Genomic DNA, 20,131 nt, shown 5'->3' with positions numbered 1-20,131 from the left:
CCCCGACCCCTCCCCGCAAGGGGGGAGGGAGCACAAGCGCCGTGCCGTCGATCAGCATGAAACCGAACTCACTCGTCCCGCGGCGCGAGGTCGCGTTTGCCGTGGTAGCGGCGGGCGGGGCCGCGTGACAGCGGGCGATCGCCGCCTTCGCTGGCGGTGCGTTCGACCTTGACCTTGCGGCCCTTGCGGTCTTCGACCGCGCCGCGCTTGGTAATCGTCTTCTTCGGCGCGGGTGCAGCCGCGGCCACCGCCCATTCCTCGGCCGACACCACCTTGCCGGTGCGCGGCTTCGGCTTGGTCTCGCTCGGCGAGGGCCCTGCGAAATCGCAGCCGGCGAGCGCGATCACCTTCTCGCCGAGCTGGTCGCGCAGCACGCGGGTCTTCACTTCCTCGACCTCGCCTTCGCCGAGTTCGAGCAATTGGAACGGGCCGTAGGAGACCCGGATCAGCCGGTTCACCTCGAGGCCGAGATGCGCCAGCACGTTACGCACTTCGCGGTTCTTGCCCTCGCGGATCGCGAACACCAGCCAGACATTGGCGCCCTGGTCGCGTTCGAGCCTGGCCTCGATCGGGCCGTATTGGACGCCGTCGACCTCGATGCCGTTCTGCAGCTCGTCGAGCTGCACCTGGGTGATTTCGCCGTGGGCGCGAACCCGGTAGCGGCGCAGCCAGCCGGTCTCGGGCAGTTCCAGCGCACGCGCGAGGCCGCCGTCATTGGTGAGCAGCAGCAGGCCCTCGGTGTTGAAGTCGAGCCGGCCGATCGAGATCAGCCGCGGCAGCCCTTCGGGAAGATGATCGAACACCGTCGGCCGGCCTTCCGGATCGCTGTGCGTCGTCATCAGACCGCGCGGCTTGTGATACAGGAACAGCCGCGTGCGCTCGCGCTCCGGCAACGGCTTGCCGTCGATGGTGATGACGTCGCTGGCTTTGACGTCGAGCGCCGGTGAATCGATCACCTTGCCATTGACGGTGACACGGCCTTCCGTGATCCACGTCTCGGCATCGCGGCGCGAGCACAGCCCGGCGCGCGCCACCACCTTGGCGATGCGCTCGCCAGCCTTGTCGGACTTCGCGGGAGCGGCCGGCTTACGCTTGGCCGCTGCCGGATCCTGCTTGCGGAACGCGCCGCGGCCGCCGAACGCCGGACGCTTGGCGAAGACCCTGCTGTCGTCCTCATTGTCGCGGCGCGGACGATCAAAGCCGCGCTCCTCGTCCCGCCCCTTGCGGGAACGATCGAAGCCGCGGCCTTCGCTGCGCGGATGCTCATGCCAGTCGCCGTGCTTGGCGGCGCGGTCGCGCTGCGGGCGATCCTCACGCGGACGGTCGCTGCGAGGACGGTCACTCCGCGGACGATCCTCGCGCGGACGATCGAAGCTGCGCTCGCGGAACGGACGCTGTTCGCCGCGCTCGCCGTCGCGGGGGCGCGAAAATTTCGGCCGCTCGCCGCCGCGTTCCGGACGGTCCGAGCGCTCAGCACGATCGAACCTGGGCTTGTCGCCGCGAGCCTTTTCGAACCGCGGCTTGTCTTCCCGATCCCGATCGAAGCGCGGCTTGTCGTCACGCGATTTCGAGAACCGCGGCTTGTCGAAACCGCCCTTGTCGAACTTGCGGTCGCGATCGCCGCCGGCACGCGCCGGCCGATCCTCGCGGGCCCGCCACGGCTTCTCGTCGCCGCGGTCACGGCCGGCCTCGCCGTCACGCTGGAACGGCCGCTTCGGCCGATCAGCAAAATCGCGCTTGGGTCGATCACCGAAATCGCGCTTCGGCCGATCACTGAAGTCGCGCTTCGGCCGGTCACCGAAATCCCGCTTGGGACGATCACCGAACTCCTTGCGCGGCCCCCGCTCGGCACGGTCGCCGCCACTGCGCGCAGGCCGGTCGTCGCGGTTGAAACGCGGACGCGGCGCGTCACCGTCATCGCGGCGCGGGCGGTCGGAAAAGTCGCGGCGCGGCGCGGCACCGTCGCGCTTCGCATAGGGCCGCTTGCCCTCGCCGCCGAACGACGAGCGCTTGGCATCGCCGCCGAACGACTTCTTGGCGTAGCTCTTGTCGCCGCGGCCCTCGCCGGCGCCTTCGGCGGCGCGCTTGGCGAACTTCTTCTCCGGTCCGCGGGCCGCGCCCGATCGGCCCTTGCCGCCGAACGCTCCCTTGCCACCGGGCCCGGCTTTGCCGCCGAAACCGCCTTTGCTGCCCTGCCGGTCGCGGCGGCCGCGCGCAGAATCGTTGTCTTTACGGGTGTCGCGGGGCATGACTGGTCTTTCTATCGAAACACGAAATGGGGCTCAGGCAGTCGGGAACGGCTCGCAGGCCGCGCGCTCCGATTGAAACGCGCATGGTCACGCAAAACTGCCATCCACTTTTGCTGAAGTCGGTCTCCTAGCAGAGTTTTCGGGTCGAGACGAGCCAAGAACGACGATGACGGCTTCCACTTTCATGGAATTGGCGCTGGCCGAGGCGGCCGCGGCCGGAGCCGCCGGCGAGGTGCCGATCGGCTGCGTGATCGTCCGCGACGGCGTGGTGATCGCCAAAGCCGGCAACCGCACCCTGACCGACCGCGACCCCACCGCCCATGCCGAACTGCTGGCGATCCGGGAGGCGGCGGCCAAGCTCGGCAGCGAGCGCCTGGTCGATTGCGACCTCTACGTCACGCTGGAGCCGTGCACGATGTGCGCCGGTGCGATCTCGTTCGCCCGAATTCGGCGGCTGTATTTCGGCGCATTCGATCCGAAGGGCGGCGCGGTGGAGTCCGGCGTGCGGTTCTACGGACAGCCGACCTGTCATCACGCGCCGGAAGTGTATTCCGCGGTCGGCGAGCGCGAAGCCGCAACGATGCTGCGGGAGTTCTTCAGGGCGCGGCGCTGAAGAACTTAACCAGCGCCTCGGCGGTCTGGTCCGGCGCCTCCTCGGGCAGGAAATGCCCGGATTCGATCGGCGCGCCCTGCACAGTGGTTGCCCATTTTCTCCAGACATCCACCGGCGTCGCGGCGGACTGCGCGATGCCGGAGGCGCCCCACAGCGCCAGCATCGGCACCGGAATCTTGTTGCCGGCTTCGATATCGGCCTTGTCGTGCTCGAAATCCGCATAGGCGCCGGCGCGGTAGTCCTCGCACATCACGTGCCGCCGCATCGGGTCGGCAAACGCGATGCGGTAATGCTCGACGGCATGCGGATCGAACGCAGAGAGATCGCCGGCCCGCGTCCAGCTCGCCAGCTTGGCCTTCACGTAGAAATCAGGATCGCCGCCGAGCAGGTTTTCCGGCAGCGGCGCCGGCTGCGCCAGGAAGCTCCAATGATAGATCTTCAGCGCATAGGCGCGGTTCATCCGCTGCCAGTATTCGTAGGTCGGCAGGATATCCAGCACCGCGAGCTTCGACAGCCGGCCCGGCGAATCCAGCGCCATCCGATAGCTGACGCGGGCGCCGCGGTCGTGTCCGGCGAGTGCGAAGTGCACATGTCCGAGCTGCTCCATCGCTTCGATCAATTGCTTGGCCATCGCCCGCTTGGTGTAGGGCGTGTGCTGCTCGTCGCTCTCCGGCATGTCCGACCAGCCGTAGCCGGGCAGATCGGCCACCACCACCTTGAACCGCTCCGCCAGCTTCGGCGCGACGCGGTGCCACATCACATGGGTCTGCGGAAATCCGTGCAACAGCAGCAGCGGCGGCCCGTCGCCGCCGACGCGGGCGAAGATCCGGCCCGACGAGGTGTTGATCCATTCCGAGCCGAAGCCCGGGAACAAGTCGGCGAGATCGGGCATCGGCGGTTTCTCCCTCAGTTAGTTATCCGTCATTGCGAGCGCAGCGAAGCAATCCAGAGGCCCTGTGCGCGGAGCTGGATTGCTTCGTCGCTTCGCTCCTCGCAATGACGATCAGAAGTAAGCTACGCGCGCATCCTCATCCTGAGGAGCGCTCCGTAGGAGCGCGTCTCGAAGGATGGGCCGCCCTCGCCCTTCGAGACGCGCGCCAAGGCGCACTCCTCAGGGTGAGGGGATAGCAACGCAGCTACTTCCCTCGCCGTTCCCGCGCCACCGCCTGCCAGCCGATATCGCGGCGGCAGAAGCCTTCGGGCCAGTTGATCACGCCGATCGCCTCATAGGCACGGCGCTGGGCTTCGGCGACCGTCTTGGCAGAGGCCGTTACGGCGAGCACCCGGCCGCCATTGGCGAGAATCCAATCGCCCGACGCGATGGTGCCGGCGTGGAAGATCTGCACCCCGGCAATCGCGTCGGCGCGTTCCAGCCCGGCGATGCGTGTGCCCTTCTCGTAAGACCCCGGATAGCCCTTGGCGGCCATCACCACGGTGAGCGCCGGCTCGGCGTGCCAGCGCAGACTGATATGCGAGAGCTGGCCGTCGGCGCAGGCGAGCAGCGCCGGCACGATGTCGGACATCATCCGCATCATCAGCACCTGGCACTCCGGATCGCCGAAGCGGACGTTGTATTCGATCAGTTGCGGACCATCCTCGGTGATCATCAGGCCCGCGAACAGCACGCCCTTGAACGGCGCCCCCATCTCCTTCATCGCCTTCAGGGTCGGCGTGATGATCCGGTCCATCGCCTGTTTGCAGATCGCATCCGTCATCACCGGTGCGGGTGAATACGCCCCCATGCCGCCGGTGTTCGGTCCCTTGTCGCCGTCATAGGCGCGCTTGTGATCCTGCGCGGTGGCGAGGGGCAGCGCGTGCTCGCCGTCGCACAGCACGAAGAACGACGCCTCTTCGCCGACCAGAAAATCCTCGACCACGACTTCGACGCCGGCATCGCCGAGGCCGCCGCCGAACATCATGTCGATCGCGGCCTCGGCGTCCTGCAGCGTCATCGCCACCACCACGCCCTTGCCGGCGGCGAGACCGTCGGCCTTGATCACGATCGGCGCGCCCTGGGCGCGGATATAGGCCTTGGCCTGGTTCGGATCGCCGAACCGCTCATAGGCTGCGGTCGGGATGTCGTGCGCCTTGCACAGATCCTTGGTGAAGCCCTTGGAACTTTCGAGCTGCGAAGCCTTGCGGCTCGGCCCGAACGCCTTGATGCCGGCCGCGGCCAGATCGTCGACGATGCCGGCGGCGAGCGGCGCCTCCGGCCCGACCACGACGAAGTCGACCTGATTGGCCTTGCAGAACTCGACCACGGCCTGGTGGTTGCCGACGTCCAGCGCCACGCAGGTCGCCTCGCGGGCGATCCCGGCATTGCCCGGCGCGCACCACAGCTTGGTGACCAGCGGCGAGGCCGCGATCTTCCAGGCCAGCGCATGTTCGCGCCCGCCCGAGCCGAGGAGAAGGATGTTCATGAAAGCCTGACCGTGCGCCCGTGGATGGTCCGCGAGGTGTAACACGCGACACGCTCCCGGCAACGCGCGCCGCCGCGGATGTGGATATGTCCGGACAGCGGACCGCCCGCCAGCGGGTTGGCGGCCGGGCCGAAAGTCCCTACTTTCCGCCGCACCCTTGAACCCCGATCGAATCGCATGGCCCGACTGCAAACGCCCCAAACCCTCGCCAATGTCGGCGAATTCACCGTTTCGGAGCTGTCGCAGGCGCTGAAACGGACGGTCGAGGACACCTACGGCCATGTCCGGGTGCGCGGCGAGATCACCGGGTTCCGCGGGCCGCATTCGTCGGGCCATTGCTATTTCGCGCTGAAGGACGAGGGCGCCAAGATCGAGGCGGTGATCTGGAAGGGCGTCGCCGGGCGGATGCGGTTCAAGCCGCAGGAGGGCCTCGAGGTCATCGCCACCGGCAAGCTCACCACCTACCCCGGCTCCTCGAAATATCAGATCGTGATCGAGGCGCTGGAGCCGGCCGGCGTCGGCGCCCTGATGGCGCTGATGGAAGAGCGCAAGAAGAAGCTCGCCGCCGAAGGCCTGTTCGACGAGGCGCGCAAGCAGCTGCTGCCGTGGCTGCCGGAAGTGATCGGCGTCGTCACCTCTCCCACCGGAGCTGTCATCCGTGACATCCTGCATCGGCTCGAACACCGCTTCCCGCGCCGCGTGCTGGTGTGGCCGGTGCGGGTGCAGGGCGAAGGCTCGGCCGAGCAGATTGCCGCCGCGATCCACGGCTTCAACGCGCAGCCCGAAGACGGCCCGATTCCGCGGCCCGACCTGTTGATCGTCGCGCGCGGCGGCGGCTCGCTGGAGGATCTGTGGTCGTTCAACGAAGAGATCGTGGTCCGCGCCGCAGCGGACAGCATGATCCCGCTGATCTCGGCGGTCGGCCACGAAACCGATGTCACTTTGATCGACTTCGCCGCCGACAAACGTGCGCCGACACCGACGGCGGCGGCCGAAATGGCGGTGCCGGTGCGCGCCGAGCTGTTCGTCGAGGTCGGCGGCCTTTCGCGGCGGATGCTGTCGAGCTGGCAGCGCGGCCAGGATTTCCGCCGGAACGAGCTGCGCGCCGCCGCCCGCGCCCTGCCCGGCGCATCCGACCTGCTGGCGATCCCGCGGCAGCGGCTCGACGGCGCGGCTGCCGCCCTGCCGCGCGCGCTGCGGGCCAATACCAACGCCCACCACCGCCGGTTCGCCGCCGCTGCGGCAGGGATGACGGTCAAGGTGCTGCGCGCCCAGGTGGCGCACAACGCGCATCGGCTCGACGTCTCCGGCACGCAGCTGCAACGCTGCGCCCGCGCCATGCTGCGCCAGCGCCGCGAGCGGTTGGAAGGGCTTGCGGCGCGGCTGCAGGCCTCGAAGCTCGCCAACGCCCAGGCGCAGCGGATGCGGATCGCCCGCGAGCAGGAACGGCTGCAGCGTCTCGCTGAGCGCGCGCGGCGCGCTCTGGTCACACTGCTGGAGCGGCGGCGGGCGCGGATCGACGCCACCGGCAAGCTGCTGACCGCACTATCCTACCGAGGCGTGCTAGCGCGCGGGTTCGCGCTGGTGCGGGACGCTGAGGGCCGCTCGGTGCATGCCGCCGGCTCGGTCGCGGCGGGCGCCCGACTCAGCGTTGAATTCGCCGACGGCCGGGTCGGCGTTACCGCAGACGGCGGCAGCGGATCGCCGGCAGACCCAGCCAAAGCGGCATCGGCACCGGCGAAGGCGTCAAAACGGCCGGTGAAGCCCGCCGGTCAGGGCTCGCTGTTTTAGAGGCGGACCACCGCCGGCCGCTGGAAAACGACGCCGCCATGACGTCGTGGCGGTTTGCAACGCCCCGCATCCGTTCTATCTGTCAGGGATATCGACCCGCGGGCTGAACATCGTTCCGCAACCTGCGGTTTTCCAGGAGATCGGCCGTGCTGAACAAATTTGGCTTCTCGGGTTCGGGCGAAGCCCAGGTGCAGTATCTCGACGGCGACTTCCGCGTGATCTCGCCCGGCACCTATGTGCGGTGCGCCGTCACCGGGGTGCAGATCCCGCTCGACGAGCTGAAATACTGGAGCGTCGATCTCAAGGAGCCCTACGCGACTCCGGAAGCCGTGCTGAAGCGGCACCACCCCGAAGCGCTGCAGGGCAAAGACTGAAGCAGGCCGTCAGCGCGGTCCCGCGAATGCGGCGCTGCGCGCGCGATTGAGGCGGTCGAGCAGAAACATCCGCAGCTTCGCCTCGTCGTCGAACATCAGCTTGACCGCGAATGGCAGGATCGGCGCGCCGAGCGCATCCGCGGCCGGCCCGATCCGCGCCAGATCCTTCTCGGTCGTCACCAGCGTCAAGCCGTCGCGTGCGGCGGTCGCCACCAGATCCGCCAGCTCCTCGGCGGTGAACGGATGGTGATCGGCAAAGGCGCGCTGCGCAGCCACGTCCACCCCGCTCGAGCGCAGTGTCGCGACGAACCGCGCCGGATCGCCGATGCCGGCGAACGCCAGCACACGGCGTCCGCGTAGCGCATCGACCGACGCCGCTTCCGGAACGAGCCGGGCCCGCAACACGACGCCGCCCCTGTCCGTGATCTTCGCCGCGATGCCATCGGCCGCCGCGCCGTCGCCGACGACGACCAGCGCATCGGTGCGCGAGAGCTGCAACGCCAGCGGCGCGCGCAATGGTCCGGCGGGAAATACGCTGCCGTTGCCGACGCCGCGATGGCTGTCGATGACGATCAGTGCCGCGTCCTTGATCAGCGCCGGATTCTGAAAGCCGTCGTCCATCAGGATGACGCTCGCGCCCTGCGACGCCGCCAGCGCCGCGCCGTCGATGCGTTCGCGCGCGATCACCACCGGCACCCGTCCTGCCATCATCAGAGGCTCGTCGCCGACATCGGCGGCGCCGTGCCGCGACGGATCGACCATCACCGGCCCGTGCAGCCGTCCGCCATAGCCCCGGCTCAGGACGACAGGGGTTTCGCCGAATTCGCGCAGCAGCGTCACCAGCGCGAGCGTCGTCGGCGTCTTGCCGGCACCGCCCATGTGATAGTTGCCGACGCACAGCACCGGCACGCCGACCGCGGTGCCGGCTTTCTGCATCCGGGTCGCGGCGATGCCGCCGTAGATTGCGGCGATCGGCAGCAACAGGCGCGAAACCAGGGAGGGAGGCCGGTGCCAGAAGCCCGGCTCACGCATCCGCCGAGCCTTGTTCGATCTGCAATTGCAGCAAATAGGGCTCGAGCGCCGCGATCGTGCGGTCGAGCGCGCCGCCGAGCCGGTCGACCACCTTTGTCGCCGCCATGATCGAGATCTGCCGCGCGTCGTGGTTCGACAGCAGCGATCGGAGCCGCAGCACCAGTGCGTCGACATCGGCCGCGACGAACGCGCCGCCCTCGTCGTCGAGCGAGCGATAGACATCGGAGAAATTCGAAACGTGCGGACCGTGCACCACCGCGGCGCCGAGCTTCACCGCCTCGATCGGATTCTGGCCGCCGTGCTGCACCAGCGAGCCGCCCATGAACACGATCGGCGCCAGCCGGTAGAACAGTCCGAGTTCGCCCATGGTGTCGGCGATGTAGACCGCTGTCGCCGCCATCGGCTGCTGCTCGCGCGAGCGCAGCGCCACCGATAGGCCGGCGGCCTCGACGACGCCCGCGACCTGTTCGCCGCGATGCGGATGCCGCGGCACGATCACCGTGAGCAGTGTCGGGAAGGTGGTGGCGAGCTGGCGATGGGCTTCGACCAGCAGTTCCTCTTCGCCGGGATGCGTCGACGCCGCGACGATCACCGGGCGGCCGCGGGTCACCGCGTGCAGCCGCTCCAGTCGCCCCGGATCGGCCGGCGGCGGAGCGACGTCCATCTTCAGATTGCCGGTGGTGACCACGCTCGGACAGCCGAGCGCGCTGAAGCGCTCGCCATCGACGCGGGACTGCGCCAGACAGATGTCGAACCTGCCGAGCAGCGCGCCGATCGTCGCCGACGCCCGCTGCCAGCGCGGAAACGACCGCTGCGACATCCGACCGTTGATCAGCACCATCGGCACCCGCCGCGCCGAGGCAGCAAGGATCAGGTTCGGCCACAGATCGGATTCGATGAACAGCGCCAAGCTCGGACGCCAGTGGTCCAGGAAGCGATCGACGAAGCGCGGCGCGTCGTAGGGGATGAACTGGTGAATGATGTCGGGCGGAAACCGGCTCGCCACCACCTGCGCCGAGGTCAGCGTGCCGGAGGTGAGCAGGATACGCAGGTTGAGCGCGCGGATGCGCTCGATCAGACCGGCCGCAGCCAGCACCTCGCCGACGCTGGCGCCGTGGATCCACACCACCGGACCGTGCGGCCGGACGTCGTTGCTCAGTCCGCGCCGCTCGCCGATCCGCGCCGGATCTTCCTTGCCCTGTTTCAGCCGGCGGCCAATCCACAGCGACGCCATCGGCGCGACAGCGGCCGTCAACCCACGATAGACGCGCAGCGTTACCGGAACCGGATCGCCCATCAACGGCCCCGTCTGTCACCGCGAAGGTGACGCGCATTGTCGCGAAGCGGCATCGTCAACCTTGCGAGGTCAGTGCTGCGCGGACTTGGCTTCTTTTTCGGGGTCGAGCAGTCGATGCAGATGAACGATGAAGTACCGCATATGCGCATTATCGACCGTCTGATGCGCCCGGGCCTTCCATGCCGCGTAAGCCGCTGCGTAGTTCGGGTACACCCCGACGATGTCGACCTTGTCGAGATCGCGAAAGGTCACGTTCTCGAGGTCTTCCAACTCACCCCCAATTACGAGGTGGAGCAATTGTTGCGCATTGTCCGACATCAAACTTCCTCACTGCAGCGAACAGCTCTGCGCACGCTCGGGTTCATGGAGAGACGCGAAAATACTCGACGATACGAGCGTGACGATCAGACCCGGCAGCCACCAGCACGCCATGCGTGACCTCGGGACGGTTGTACACGATCGCCTCACCCGTGAGAGTTGTCATTGTACCACCCGCTTCGTGCACGATCAAATCGGCCGCGGCAAGATCCCAATCGCGACTTTGGCCGCCTGCGAGTGCAACATCGACCTGACGATCGGCAACCCGGCACAGCCGCAACGCCAGCGACCCGATCCGCGGCAGGATCTGCGCACTCGTCGGCAGCGCTAATCGCTCGATCAGTGGCTTCGGCCCGGCGACCTTTGCGCCTTCCATCGTGGTGCCGGGACTTGCCCGCAGTGCGGCACCGTTCAGCGTGGCACCTGCGTGGCGCGCCGCGAGAAACAATTCGCCGGATACGGGCGCGAACACCGCGGCCAGCACCGGCTTGCTGCCTGCAACCAGCGCCACCGAAACGCACCAATCTTCGCGCCCGGCCAGATAGGCCCGGGTGCCGTCGATCGGATCAACGATCCACACTCGGTCCTTGTCGAGCCTGCTGAGATCATCGGCGCTCTCTTCCGACAACCAGCCGTAGTGCGGCGTCGCTGCCTGCAGCCGCGCACGAATCAATTCGTCGACGGCGATATCGGCTTCGGACACCGGCGAGGACGCGCCTTTGGTCCAGGTCTTGAGCTCGGTGCGGAACATCGACAGCGCCAGCGCGCCGGCCTCGCGCACCGTATCGGCGAGCAGCGCCGCATCCTGCGGCGCGACGGTACTGTGCTTGGTATCTGGACTAGCGTCCGGCAATCGTCAGCCCCTCGATCCGCAGTGTCGGCGCGTTGACGCCGTAGCGGAAGGTCAGGTCGCTGGCCGGCGTCAGCGTCTTGTACATGTCGAGCAGGTGTCCCGCGATGGTGACTTCGCTCACCGCGTAGGTTCGTTCACCGTTTTCGATCCAGAACCCGGCGGCGCCGCGGCTGTAGTCGCCGGTCACGCCGTTGACGCCGGAACCGATCAGGTCGGTGACGTAGAAGCCCTGCTTGATGTCGGCCATCAGCTCGGTCGGGCTGAGCGGACCGGCTTCGAGATGCAGGTTGTAAGGTCCCGGCGACGGCGACGACGACACGCCGCGATGCGCATGCCCCGTGGTCGTCAGACCGAGCTCGCGCGCCGTGGCGCAATCCAGCAGCCACGAGGTCAGCACGCCGTCGTCGACGATCGACAGCGGCTTGACCGCCACGCCTTCGGCGTCGAACGCCTGCGAACGCAGCCCGCGTTTGCGCAGCGGATCGTCGACGATGCGGATGCCGTCCTTGAAAAGCTTCTGGCCGAGACGATCCTTGAGGAACGAGGTCTTGCGCGCGATCGAAGCGCCATTGGCGGCCCCGACCAGATGGCCGACCAGCGAGCCGGCGACGCGCGGATCGAACACCACCGGCACCTTGCAGGTTTCAACCTTTCGCGGCCCCACCCTCGCCGCGGTGCGCTCGCCGGCGACACGGCCGACCTCCTCGGGCGACATCAGGTCGGCGGCGTGCGGCGCCGTCGTATATTCGTAGTCCCGCTCCATGCCGGTGCCATCGCCCGCAATCGCGGTCATCGAGATGCTCTGGCTGGAGCGCAGGAACGCACCGTGGAAGCCGGTGGACGTCACCAGCACCATGCCGCCGATCCCCGACGAGGCCGAAGCGCCACCCGATTTAGAAATGCCAGGAACCTGGAGCGCCGCCGCCTCGGCAGCGCGGGCACGACGCTCCAGCTCGGCCGTCGACGGGGCCTGCGGATCGAGTAGATCGAGATTCGGAAAATCACGGGCAAGCAATTCCGGATCGGCCAAACCGACATATTTGTCGTCCGGCGCCACGCGGGCCATCGCCACCGCCCGCTCGGCCAGTTTGGCGACCGCATCGCCGCCGATGTCGTTGGTCGACACCACCGCCTGACGGCGACCGACGATCACCCGCAGCCCGACATCGTCGCCTTCGGAGCGTTCGGATTCCTGCATCCGCCCGTCGCGCACTTCGACGCCGTGCGACACGCCGCGCACCGCCACCGCGTCGGCCTGATCGGCGCCGGCGCGCCGCGCCGCCTCGACCAGACGCTGTGCCAGATCGCTCAGTGCCGACTGATCGAACAAAGCGGAATCCACAGGGGGCGAAGCCGGCGAGCGTGCACTTGGTGAAGAGTTCACAAATACAATTCCTAAGGCTGGAAGTAACGACGCGGGGGGCAGCGATCTTCGCTACGAACATCACAGATGTGCTTGTTCGGCGCGGACTTCAAGCACTTTGCACCACACCGGAACAAATCAATTTCGCAGCCGAGTGCAAGATTGCGTCAATCATGTCGGCCAAGGTTCTGTCAATCATGAGCCGCGAAGGAGCCGGGGTCAGTTTCGATTAACCAGCCTTATTAAGCGAATTCGGACCGGGCTCTGGCAAGCTCTCTCGCATCGACCGGGAACATAATTCCGGCGGGGAGATCAAAGCCGTGAGGCGTCAAACAGCAACAGGCGGGGCCAACCTCGCCGGGTCGAGCCGCAACTTGCGGCTCGACCCTCTCTCACTGCCGATCCGCTTCGACGCACACGATGTGCGCGCCGACGGTGGCATCCGGCAAGTCGAACTACATCGCGAGCGGGTGGTGCTACGCCGCGCGGTCGCCGGCATGCGAATGGCGGTGAACGTCAGCGTCAGCGACTTCCGCGGCATCGGCTGCCGGGGTCTGGACGACGGCCGCATGCTGATGCTGGTGCACCGCGATCCGTCGCTGTCGATCCCGCTCGGGATCAGCGACGATGCCGAGGAGATCGACCGGATGTGGGCACTGTGGAGCGAGATCTTCGGATTGCCGCAGCTTCCCGAAGACAAGCAGCGCGAGCCGGCCCAGCGCCGCCGCCGCTGTCATGTGATCAGCAAGCGGCGCCCGCGGTTTCTGACGCGCCGGCGCGTCGGTCGCCTGCTCGACACACCGAAGAGCTTCGCCGGCGAACGTGAGATCATCGCGCGCAACTAATCACGATTGGATGAGAGAGCCGGGCCTCGCCCGGCCTCACGCCATACTGCGCGAGACCGCGTCGGCCACCAGACCGCCGAACAGCAGCAGGCCGGCATCGCGGTTCGACTTGAACAGCTTCAGGCACATCGGGCTGTCGTGGATGTCGAGCCGCACGATCTGCTGCACCAGATGCGCCGCGAAGGCGGCGAGGCCGATCCAGGCGAACCAGCCGGCATCGGCCAGCTTCAGCGCCACGCCGATCAGACTCACCGCAAGGCCGAACAGCAGCACCAGCGCCAGCTTGGTGTTTTCACCGAACAGCAGCGCGGTCGACTTGATTCCGACCATCAGATCGTCTTCGGCGTCCTGATGCGCATACACCGTATCGTAGCCGATCACCCACGCGATCGATCCGGCGTAGAGCACGAACGCCACCGGATCGAGCCGCTCGAACGTGCCGGCAAAGCCCATCAGCGCGCCCCATGAGAACGCGAGGCCGAGCACGAATTGCGGCCAGTAGGTGATCCGCTTCATGAACGGATAGGCCGCCACGATGATCAGCGACGCGATGCCGGTGAGAATCGCGAACCTGTTGAATTGCAGCAGCACCACGAGGCCGATCAGGCACAGCAGCACCATGAACACGGCGGCCTGCTTGGCGGTGACCTGCCCGGCCGGGATCGGCCGCGACCGGGTACGCTCGACCTTGTCGTCGAGATCGCGGTCGGTGATGTCGTTCCAGGTGCAGCCGGCGCCGCGCATCACGAACGAGCCGATGAAGAACAACGCGCAGAACAGCGGCAGGCGGCTGAGGTCGTGGGCCATGCCGGCGGCGAGCGCCGCCGACCACAGGCAGGGCATCAGCAGCAGCCAGGAGCCGATCGGACGATCGAACCGCGCCAGCCTCAGATAAGGCCGCGTCCACAGCGGCGCGTGGTTGTCGACCCAGTTGCCCGTGGAATCGGCGACCCGCCCGGCCGCGCCGCTGGCCGGAATTCCGCTCATCGCGACAGCACGTTGCCGTTGAGCGTATCGAAGGTGGTGCCGCCGAACTTCTTGGCCGAGGTGTTGGCCTCCGGCGCAGCGGTCGACGAGCCGAGCACGTCGGCGAAGCTCGGTCCGGCCGGGCCGCGCTGTTGCTGCTGCTCGGCAATGTTGCAGACCTGCTTCTGCATCTGCTCGGTCTTCTTGTGGCCGGTCTTGAGCTGCTCGGCGATCTCACCCGGGATGCCGCAGCGCTTGGCGTTGCCGACGACGTATTTGATCATCGCCGCTTCGGAATTGGAGAACGCGCCGATCAGCTTGCACGCCTCGGCCGCAGGCGCCTTGCGTTTGCCGGCGGCCTGAATCGCCTGACCGCGCTTTTCGGCTTCCTTCCGCAGCTTGAGGAAGTCGTTCATGCAGGCTTCGCCACCGGCCTGCTGTCCCATCGGCGCAGCACCAGGCGGCGGGCCGAACCCACCACCACCACCGGCGAGCGGGGCCGCCCCGCCGGACGGGAACGCGCCGCCCGAACCATTGACCGGGGGAAAAGCCGGATCGTTCACGGTGCCGGCCGCCGACTGGTTGGGCAGCGGCGCCGGAAACGGCGATGCCGCCGACTGGTTCGGCAACGGCGCGGGAAACGCGCTCTGGGCCAGCGACGGCACGGCTTCGAAAGCGAAAGCGGCGGCAACTGCTGGCACGATCAAATGTCGGATGATCAAGGCTGCTCCTCCGGCAAGGTTCGATGGTCCCCGTTGGCCCAATAGCACGTCGAAAAGACAGACATGCGGGCCTTGTACGATTCCGGATCGCCCTTAACAACCCGCCGATTAGGGCGGCAGCGCGGCGCTTCGCCCCACAGGCGGCTGATATTCTTGAAAAATTGAGCTAGAAGCGGCGCGTGAGAGCCAGTCCATGAGCCGATACGACTTCCGCAGCCCCCGCCTTTTCGTCGATGCCGCCCTCGCGTCCGGTACGCAGGTGCCGCTCGATCGCGACCAGGGCAATTACCTCGGCAACGTGCTGCGGCTCGGCGCCGGTGCCGCGGTGCTGGCATTCAATGGCCGCGACGGCGAGTGGCGCGCCACCATCCTCGGTCGCAAGCGGCCCGAGGCGCTCGAGGTGGCAGACCAGACCCGGCCGCAGGATCGGTTGCCGGACGTTGCCTATGTGTTCGCCCCGCTGAAACATGCCCGGCTCGACTATATGGCTCAGAAGGCAGTGGAAATGGGCGCCGGCCGGCTGCAGCCGGTGCTCACCCAGCACACCCAGGTGCACCGCCTCAACACCGACCGGATGCGCGCCAACGTCGTCGAGGCCGCCGAGCAATGCGGCATTCTCAGCCTCGCCGAGGTCGGCGAGCCGATCGGGCTGGACCGGTTCCTGGCCGGCCGTGCCGGCGGCGAACGTCTGCTGGTATTCTGTGACGAGGACGCCGAAATCGCCGATCCGGTCGCGGCGCTGCGGGCCGCGCAGGATGCGGCGGCCAAGGGCGTCGACCTGCTGGTCGGGCCCGAGGGCGGGTTTTCCACCGAAGAGCGCGCCCTGCTTCTGAAACAGCCCAACATCCTGCGCCTAGCCCTCGGCCCGCGGATCATGCGGGCCGACACCGCAGCAGTCGCCGCGCTAACCCTGGTTCAAGCGGTGATGGGGGACTGGAAAGGTAATTAGGTAATATTCGACCATTGGCACCCCCGCCTCGCCGGCGCCCCGGCGGATGACGGTCGAATCTGTCATCCACCCGTGTTAAGGGCTGCGCCGACCAACGTTTTCTGTTCCACCTCCCTGCCCGGGACCGCAGGACTGACCGATCATGACCAAGACCGCCGCCGCTCGCGCGACCGGATCCGCCGCGTGGGCGGAGGCGCTGCTGCAATCCTTCGCCGAGGCCGGCTATGCCCAGGCCACGCCGCCGATCCTGCAGCCCGCCGAACCGTTCCTCGACCTGTCGGGCGAGGACATCCGCAAGAGCCTCTACCTGACCACCGACGCCAGTGGCGAGGAGCTGTGCCTGCGCCCCGATCTGACGATCCCGGTGGCACGCGACTACCTCGCGTCACAGGCCGCCGGGCAACCGCTCGGCTTCTGCTATCTCGGGCCGGTGTTCCGCCAGCGCGGCGGCAAGCCGAGTGAGTTCATGCAGGCCGGGATCGAGCTGTTCGGCCGGCAGGACCGCGCCGCGGCCGATGCCGAAATGCTGGCGCTGGCGCTCGGCGCCACCGTCGCGCTCGGCGCCGGTGAGGTCGATGTCCGGACCGGCGACGTCGCATTGTTCGCGGCGCTGATCGACGCGCTCGACCTGATGCCGGTGTGGCGGCGCAGGCTGATGAAGGACTTCCATCGCAAGGCCAGCCTGGCGCAGGATCTGGAGCGGCTGACGCTCGCGCCCTCGACCAGCAACGAATACGAGGGCGTGCTCGCCGCGCTCGCCGGCTCCGACCGCAAGGCGGCGCTGGCGCTGGTCACCGACCTGATGTCGATCGCCGGCGCAACCACCCTCGGAGGCCGCTCGGTCGCCGAGATCGCCGACCGCTTCCTCGAACAATCGACCTTGAAGGGCGGCGCGCTGCCGCGCGACGCGCTCGACAAGATCAAGCGATTCCTGGCTATCAGCGGCGCCCCGAACGAGGCGCTGAAGGCGCTGCGCGCGCTCGCCGCCGACGCCAAGCTGGCGATCGATTCCGCGATCGATCAGTTCGAAGCGCGGATCGGCTTCATGGCCGACCGCGGCATCGACCTCGGCAAGGTCCGGTTCTCCACCGCCTTCGGCCGCGGCGTCGATTACTACACCGGCTTCGAATTCGAGGTGCACCGCGCCGGCAACGGCGACGAACCGCTGGTCGCGGGCGGCCGCTATGACGGGCTGATGAGCCAGCTCGGCGCCGCCTCGCCGATCCCCGCGGTCGGCTTCTCGATCTGGATCGAGGCGATGAAACAGACCAGCGCCGGAGGTGCCGCATGAGCGCGCCGTTCGTTCTGGCGGTCCCGTCCAAGGGCCGCCTGCAGGAAAATGCCGAAGCGTTCTTCGCCCGTGCCGGGCTGGCGCTGAGCAAGTCCGGCGGCGCGCGCGATTATCGCGGCACCATCGCGGGCCTCGACAATGTCGAGGTCGCGTATCTCTCGGCCAGCGAGATCGCCGCCAATCTCGCCCGCGGCTCGGTGCATTTCGGCGTCACCGGCGAAGATCTGGTCCGCGAGAGCATCACCGATGCCGACAAGCGGGTCCTGCTGATCGACGGCCTCGGCTTCGGCTACGCCAATGTGGTGGTCGCGGTGCCGCAGGCGTGGATCGACGTCCGCACCATGGCCGACCTCGACGACGTCACCACCGGCTTCCGCGCCCAGCACAACCGGCGGATGCGGGTCGCCACCAAATACATCAATCTGACGCGCGGCTTCTTCGCGGCCCACAACGTCGTCGACTACCGCATCGTCGAAAGCGCCGGTGCCACCGAGGGCGCGCCTGCGGTCGGCACCGCCGAGATGATCGTCGATATCACCACCACCGGGGCGACCCTCGCCGCCAACGGCCTGAAGGTGCTCGACGACGGCGTGATACTGCGCAGCCAAGCCAATCTCGTGGCCTCGCGCGAAGCCGACTGGAGCGAGGCGAACCGCGAAACCGCGCGCGTCATCCTCGATCACATCGCTTCGCGTGCCCGCGCCGGCAAGTACAAGGAAGTCCGCACCCGCTTCAAAGGCTGCAACGACGCGTTGCTGGCCGAAGCGCACAGCCGGTTCGGCGTGGTGTCGCCGTTCGGCGGCCCGACCTCGTCCGGGATGCTGACGCTGCACTGTCCGCCGGCGCAGATCTACGCGCTGGGCAGCTTCCTGCGGCAGCATGGCGCAGACACCGTGTCGGTGGCTGCGCTGGACTACGTGTTCGACAAGGAAAATCCGCTGTTCAGCAAGCTTGCAGCGTTCCTGCAGCCATAAGACCGGCGCGCCGCGCCATGGTGGCGTCGGCGCGTGGAACCACCATATAATCAGCAGCAGACAAACAAGGCGCGTGCGGGCCGAAAGCGATCGATGATGCTTGGGAGTGACGTCTCGGGTCTGTCCACCGAAGCGGGAGCCGCTGCGGCGCAAGGCCTGTCCATCGTGGTTCCTGCCTACAACGAGGCGGGCGGGCTGCAGGCGCTGCACGGCCGGCTGATCACGCTCGCCGCCACGCTGCGGCAGCGCTACGGCCTCGCCTGCGAGGTGGTGTATGTCGACGACGGCAGCGCCGACTCGACTCTGAGCGTCGCCCGCACTCTTCCGGCCACCATGCTCGACGTCCAGGTGGTGTCGCTGTCGCGCAATTTCGGCAAGGAAGCCGCGCTGATGGCCGGGCTCGACCACGCCCGCCGCGGCGCCGTGCTGTTCATGGACGGCGACGGCCAGCACGCCCCCGAACTGGTCGAGACGCTGGTGGCGCATTGGATCGACGACGGCTACGATGTCGTCTACACCGCCAAGGCGCATCGCGACAACGAACCGGCGCTGCGCCGCACCGCGGTGCGCGGATTCTACGCGCTGATCAATTGGGGCGCGCGGCAAAAGATCCCGGAAGACGCCGGCGACTTCCGTCTGCTGTCGCCGCGCGCCGCGCAGGCGCTGCGGCAGCTCCCCGAACGCAACCGCTTCTTCAAGGGGCTGGCGAGCTGGATCGGGTTCCGGCAGAAGCGGGTCGATTACGAACCCGAGCCGCGCGCGCACGGCTTCAGCACCTTCTCCACCGCGCGGCTGATCGGACTGTCGATCGAGGGACTGACCTCGTTCTCGGTGGCACCGCTGCGGATCGCCAGCCTGCTCGGCGTCGCACTGGCGATCAGCGCCTTCCTATTCGGGCTGTCGATCCTCTGGGAGACCTGGATCGATGGAAAATCGGTGCCCGGCTATCCGTCGATCATCGTCGGGATGATGACGATCGGCGGCGTGCAGCTTCTGATGATCGGCATCGTCGGCGAGTACATCGGCAAGATCCTGTCCGAGATGAAGGCGCGGCCGATCTACTTCGTCGCCGAGCACACCGTGAAGCAGGCCGAGCCCGATGCCGGCGCCGATCCGGCGAAGCGGTCCGCGGCCGAATGAGCGAAACTGCCCAGCGCCGGATCTGGCTGGTCGCCGACGATTACGGCATCAGCCCCGGGGTCAACCGCGCGATCTGCGATCTGATCGAACGCGGCCGCATCAACGCCACCTCGGTGATGATGGTCGGCCCCGCGATCAGTCGCGACGACGCCGTCGCGCTGATGAACGCGGCTGCGGCCAATCCCAACGCCGCGATCGGACTGCATGCGACGCTGACTGCGCCGTTCGCGCCGCTGACGATGCACTATCAACCGCTACACGGCGGCCAGTTTCTGCCGCTCGGGCGTAAGCTGCGCGGTGCGCTGCTGCGCCGGCACGACCGCCAAGTGATAGCCACCGAACTGAGCGCACAGATCGAAGCCTTCACCGAACGGTTCGGCCGCACGCCCGACTACGTCGACGGCCACCAGCATGTGCAGTTGTTTCCGCAGGTGCGCGACGCGTTTCTCGGTGCGGTGAAGGCGCTGGCGCCGCAAGCCTGGGTGCGGCAGTGCGGGCGCAGCGTGCCGCTGGCGCGGCGGCTCGGCAATCCGAAGCCGCTGCTGCTCGACGCGCTCAGCGCGACCTTCCGCGCGCGCGCGCGGGCCGCCGGGATCGGCTACAATCCGAGCTTCGCCGGCGCCTACGATTTCCTGCGCGAGACCGACTTCGACAAACTGATGGGGTCGTTCCTCGATGGCCTGTCGGACGGCGGCTTGGTGATGTGTCATCCGGGGATCGTCGACGAAACGCTGATCGCGCTCGACCCGTTTACCGATCAGCGCGAGCGCGAATACGCCTATCTGGGCTCGGATCGCTTCGCCGAACTACTGGCAATGCGTCAGGTCAGCCTGACCGCCGCGCCGCCGCAGGCCGCGACCGGAGCCGCTTTGTCTCCTACGGAAATTTAATCCGGTCACGGACTTACTGCCGCCCAAAGGTTCCTTAAATTTGA

Annotated in this window: 19 protein-coding genes; 9 read left to right on the top strand and 10 right to left on the bottom strand. The window is 67.7% G+C overall.

Annotated elements, in window-relative coordinates:
* Positions 1 to 68: 68 nt before the first annotated feature.
* Entirely contained in the window at positions 69 to 2,249 is a 2,181-nt protein-coding gene (locus DY468_RS11095; protein ID WP_164604866.1) for a pseudouridine synthase, read from the bottom strand.
* 166 nt (positions 2,250 to 2,415) lie between these two features.
* Between DY468_RS11095 and DY468_RS11090 the strand changes: the two genes are divergently transcribed.
* Positions 2,416 to 2,862 (top strand): nucleoside deaminase, encoded by a 447-nt coding sequence (locus DY468_RS11090; RefSeq protein ID WP_047309020.1) that lies wholly within the window; start codon positions 2,416 to 2,418, stop codon positions 2,860 to 2,862.
* Here the strand turns inward: DY468_RS11090 and DY468_RS11085 are convergent.
* Together DY468_RS11085 and purD are read right to left on the bottom strand one after the other, a co-directional pair.
* Positions 2,846 to 3,754, bottom strand: coding sequence for an alpha/beta fold hydrolase (locus DY468_RS11085; protein ID WP_164604865.1), 909 nt, complete (start codon positions 3,752 to 3,754; stop codon positions 2,846 to 2,848). The two genes, DY468_RS11090 and DY468_RS11085, sit on opposite strands and share 17 nt — an antisense overlap.
* Before the next feature lie 244 nt (positions 3,755 to 3,998).
* Complete coding sequence (gene purD / locus DY468_RS11080) at positions 3,999 to 5,282, bottom strand: phosphoribosylamine--glycine ligase (protein WP_164604864.1); 1,284 nt, start codon at positions 5,280 to 5,282, stop codon at positions 3,999 to 4,001.
* A 177-nt stretch (positions 5,283 to 5,459) separates the two neighbouring features.
* Between purD and xseA the strand changes: the two genes are divergently transcribed.
* Both xseA and DY468_RS11070 read left to right on the top strand, forming a co-directional pair.
* Complete coding sequence (xseA, locus tag DY468_RS11075; RefSeq protein ID WP_164604863.1) at positions 5,460 to 7,073, top strand: exodeoxyribonuclease VII large subunit; 1,614 nt, start codon at positions 5,460 to 5,462, stop codon at positions 7,071 to 7,073.
* Positions 7,074 to 7,219: 146 nt separating this feature from the next.
* The gene (locus tag DY468_RS11070) at positions 7,220 to 7,447 is read left to right on the top strand and encodes a DUF2093 domain-containing protein (RefSeq protein WP_164604862.1); all 228 of its coding nucleotides are present in this window, start codon (positions 7,220 to 7,222) and stop codon (positions 7,445 to 7,447) included.
* Between the two features lie 9 nt (positions 7,448 to 7,456).
* Here the strand turns inward: DY468_RS11070 and lpxK are convergent, their stop codons facing one another.
* The 5 genes from lpxK to DY468_RS11045 form a co-directional block, all read right to left on the bottom strand.
* Positions 7,457 to 8,479, bottom strand: coding sequence for a tetraacyldisaccharide 4'-kinase (lpxK, locus tag DY468_RS11065; protein ID WP_164604861.1), 1,023 nt, complete (start codon positions 8,477 to 8,479; stop codon positions 7,457 to 7,459).
* Positions 8,472 to 9,776 (bottom strand): 3-deoxy-D-manno-octulosonic acid transferase, encoded by a 1,305-nt coding sequence (locus DY468_RS11060; protein WP_164604860.1) that lies wholly within the window; start codon positions 9,774 to 9,776, stop codon positions 8,472 to 8,474. Before DY468_RS11060 ends, lpxK begins: the two co-directional genes overlap by 8 nt.
* 69 nt (positions 9,777 to 9,845) lie before the next feature.
* Positions 9,846 to 10,094: a DUF4170 domain-containing protein gene (locus DY468_RS11055; protein WP_164604859.1), complete on the bottom strand. Its 249-nt coding sequence runs from the start codon at positions 10,092 to 10,094 to the stop codon at positions 9,846 to 9,848.
* 43 nt (positions 10,095 to 10,137) lie between these two features.
* On the bottom strand, positions 10,138 to 10,947 hold the full coding sequence (locus DY468_RS11050) for a 3'(2'),5'-bisphosphate nucleotidase CysQ (protein ID WP_164604858.1): 810 nt from the start codon (positions 10,945 to 10,947) through the stop codon (positions 10,138 to 10,140).
* Positions 10,934 to 12,331, bottom strand: a complete 1,398-nt coding sequence (locus DY468_RS11045) for a TldD/PmbA family protein (protein WP_164604857.1) — start codon at positions 12,329 to 12,331, stop codon at positions 10,934 to 10,936. Before DY468_RS11045 ends, DY468_RS11050 begins: the two co-directional genes overlap by 14 nt.
* Positions 12,332 to 12,630: 299 nt before the next feature.
* On the opposite strand from DY468_RS11045, the gene DY468_RS11040 reads away from it, so the two are divergent.
* Positions 12,631 to 13,155 carry a DUF6101 family protein gene (locus tag DY468_RS11040; protein ID WP_164604856.1) on the top strand — a complete coding sequence of 175 codons (525 nt, stop codon included), beginning with the start codon at positions 12,631 to 12,633 and terminating at the stop codon, positions 13,153 to 13,155.
* A gap of 36 nt (positions 13,156 to 13,191) precedes the next feature.
* On the opposite strand, the gene ubiA is transcribed toward DY468_RS11040, so the two are convergent.
* Together ubiA and DY468_RS11030 are read right to left on the bottom strand one after the other, a co-directional pair.
* Positions 13,192 to 14,142 carry a 4-hydroxybenzoate octaprenyltransferase gene (ubiA, locus tag DY468_RS11035; protein ID WP_164604855.1) on the bottom strand — a complete coding sequence of 317 codons (951 nt, stop codon included), beginning with the start codon at positions 14,140 to 14,142 and terminating at the stop codon, positions 13,192 to 13,194.
* Entirely contained in the window at positions 14,139 to 14,843 is a 705-nt protein-coding gene (locus DY468_RS11030) for a hypothetical protein (RefSeq protein WP_164604854.1), read from the bottom strand. Before DY468_RS11030 ends, ubiA begins: the two co-directional genes overlap by 4 nt.
* A 193-nt stretch (positions 14,844 to 15,036) precedes the next feature.
* On the opposite strand from DY468_RS11030, the gene DY468_RS11025 reads away from it, so the two are divergent.
* From DY468_RS11025 to DY468_RS11005, 5 genes are all read left to right on the top strand, one after another.
* The gene (locus tag DY468_RS11025; RefSeq protein WP_164604853.1) at positions 15,037 to 15,792 is read left to right on the top strand and encodes a 16S rRNA (uracil(1498)-N(3))-methyltransferase; all 756 of its coding nucleotides are present in this window, start codon (positions 15,037 to 15,039) and stop codon (positions 15,790 to 15,792) included.
* A gap of 142 nt (positions 15,793 to 15,934) precedes the next feature.
* Positions 15,935 to 17,083 carry an ATP phosphoribosyltransferase regulatory subunit gene (locus DY468_RS11020; protein WP_164604852.1) on the top strand — a complete coding sequence of 383 codons (1,149 nt, stop codon included), beginning with the start codon at positions 15,935 to 15,937 and terminating at the stop codon, positions 17,081 to 17,083.
* Complete coding sequence (hisG, locus tag DY468_RS11015; protein ID WP_164604851.1) at positions 17,080 to 18,057, top strand: ATP phosphoribosyltransferase; 978 nt, start codon at positions 17,080 to 17,082, stop codon at positions 18,055 to 18,057. The genes DY468_RS11020 and hisG overlap by 4 nt, the downstream gene beginning before the upstream one ends.
* 93 nt (positions 18,058 to 18,150) lie before the next feature.
* Positions 18,151 to 19,197, top strand: coding sequence for a glycosyltransferase family 2 protein (locus tag DY468_RS11010; protein ID WP_164604850.1), 1,047 nt, complete (start codon positions 18,151 to 18,153; stop codon positions 19,195 to 19,197).
* Positions 19,194 to 20,087, top strand: coding sequence for a ChbG/HpnK family deacetylase (locus tag DY468_RS11005; RefSeq protein ID WP_164604849.1), 894 nt, complete (start codon positions 19,194 to 19,196; stop codon positions 20,085 to 20,087). The genes DY468_RS11010 and DY468_RS11005 overlap by 4 nt, the downstream gene beginning before the upstream one ends.
* Positions 20,088 to 20,131 lie beyond the last annotated feature (44 nt).

The organism is Rhodopseudomonas sp. BR0M22 (assembly GCF_010907035.1).
In the GTDB taxonomy this organism is placed as follows: domain Bacteria; phylum Pseudomonadota; class Alphaproteobacteria; order Rhizobiales; family Xanthobacteraceae; genus Rhodopseudomonas.
The sequence above is the reverse complement of the archived record's forward strand: the minus strand, read 5'-3'. Positions and strand labels throughout refer to the sequence as shown.

Coding starts and splice junctions, on each gene's coding strand:
- DY468_RS11010 (WP_164604850.1), top strand. CDS start 18,151: ATGATGCTTGGGAGTGACGTCTCGGGTCTGTCCACCGAAGCGGGAGCC.
- DY468_RS11090 (WP_047309020.1), top strand. CDS start 2,416: ATGACGGCTTCCACTTTCATGGAATTGGCGCTGGCCGAGGCGGCCGCG.
- hisG (WP_164604851.1), top strand. CDS start 17,080: ATGAGCGCGCCGTTCGTTCTGGCGGTCCCGTCCAAGGGCCGCCTGCAG.
- DY468_RS11055 (WP_164604859.1), bottom strand. CDS start 10,094: ATGTCGGACAATGCGCAACAATTGCTCCACCTCGTAATTGGGGGTGAG.
- DY468_RS11095 (WP_164604866.1), bottom strand. CDS start 2,249: ATGCCCCGCGACACCCGTAAAGACAACGATTCTGCGCGCGGCCGCCGC.
- DY468_RS11085 (WP_164604865.1), bottom strand. CDS start 3,754: ATGCCCGATCTCGCCGACTTGTTCCCGGGCTTCGGCTCGGAATGGATC.
- purD (WP_164604864.1), bottom strand. CDS start 5,282: ATGAACATCCTTCTCCTCGGCTCGGGCGGGCGCGAACATGCGCTGGCC.
- DY468_RS11020 (WP_164604852.1), top strand. CDS start 15,935: ATGACCAAGACCGCCGCCGCTCGCGCGACCGGATCCGCCGCGTGGGCG.
- xseA (WP_164604863.1), top strand. CDS start 5,460: ATGGCCCGACTGCAAACGCCCCAAACCCTCGCCAATGTCGGCGAATTC.
- DY468_RS11060 (WP_164604860.1), bottom strand. CDS start 9,776: ATGGGCGATCCGGTTCCGGTAACGCTGCGCGTCTATCGTGGGTTGACG.
- ubiA (WP_164604855.1), bottom strand. CDS start 14,142: ATGAGCGGAATTCCGGCCAGCGGCGCGGCCGGGCGGGTCGCCGATTCC.
- DY468_RS11005 (WP_164604849.1), top strand. CDS start 19,194: ATGAGCGAAACTGCCCAGCGCCGGATCTGGCTGGTCGCCGACGATTAC.
- DY468_RS11025 (WP_164604853.1), top strand. CDS start 15,037: ATGAGCCGATACGACTTCCGCAGCCCCCGCCTTTTCGTCGATGCCGCC.
- lpxK (WP_164604861.1), bottom strand. CDS start 8,479: ATGCGTGAGCCGGGCTTCTGGCACCGGCCTCCCTCCCTGGTTTCGCGC.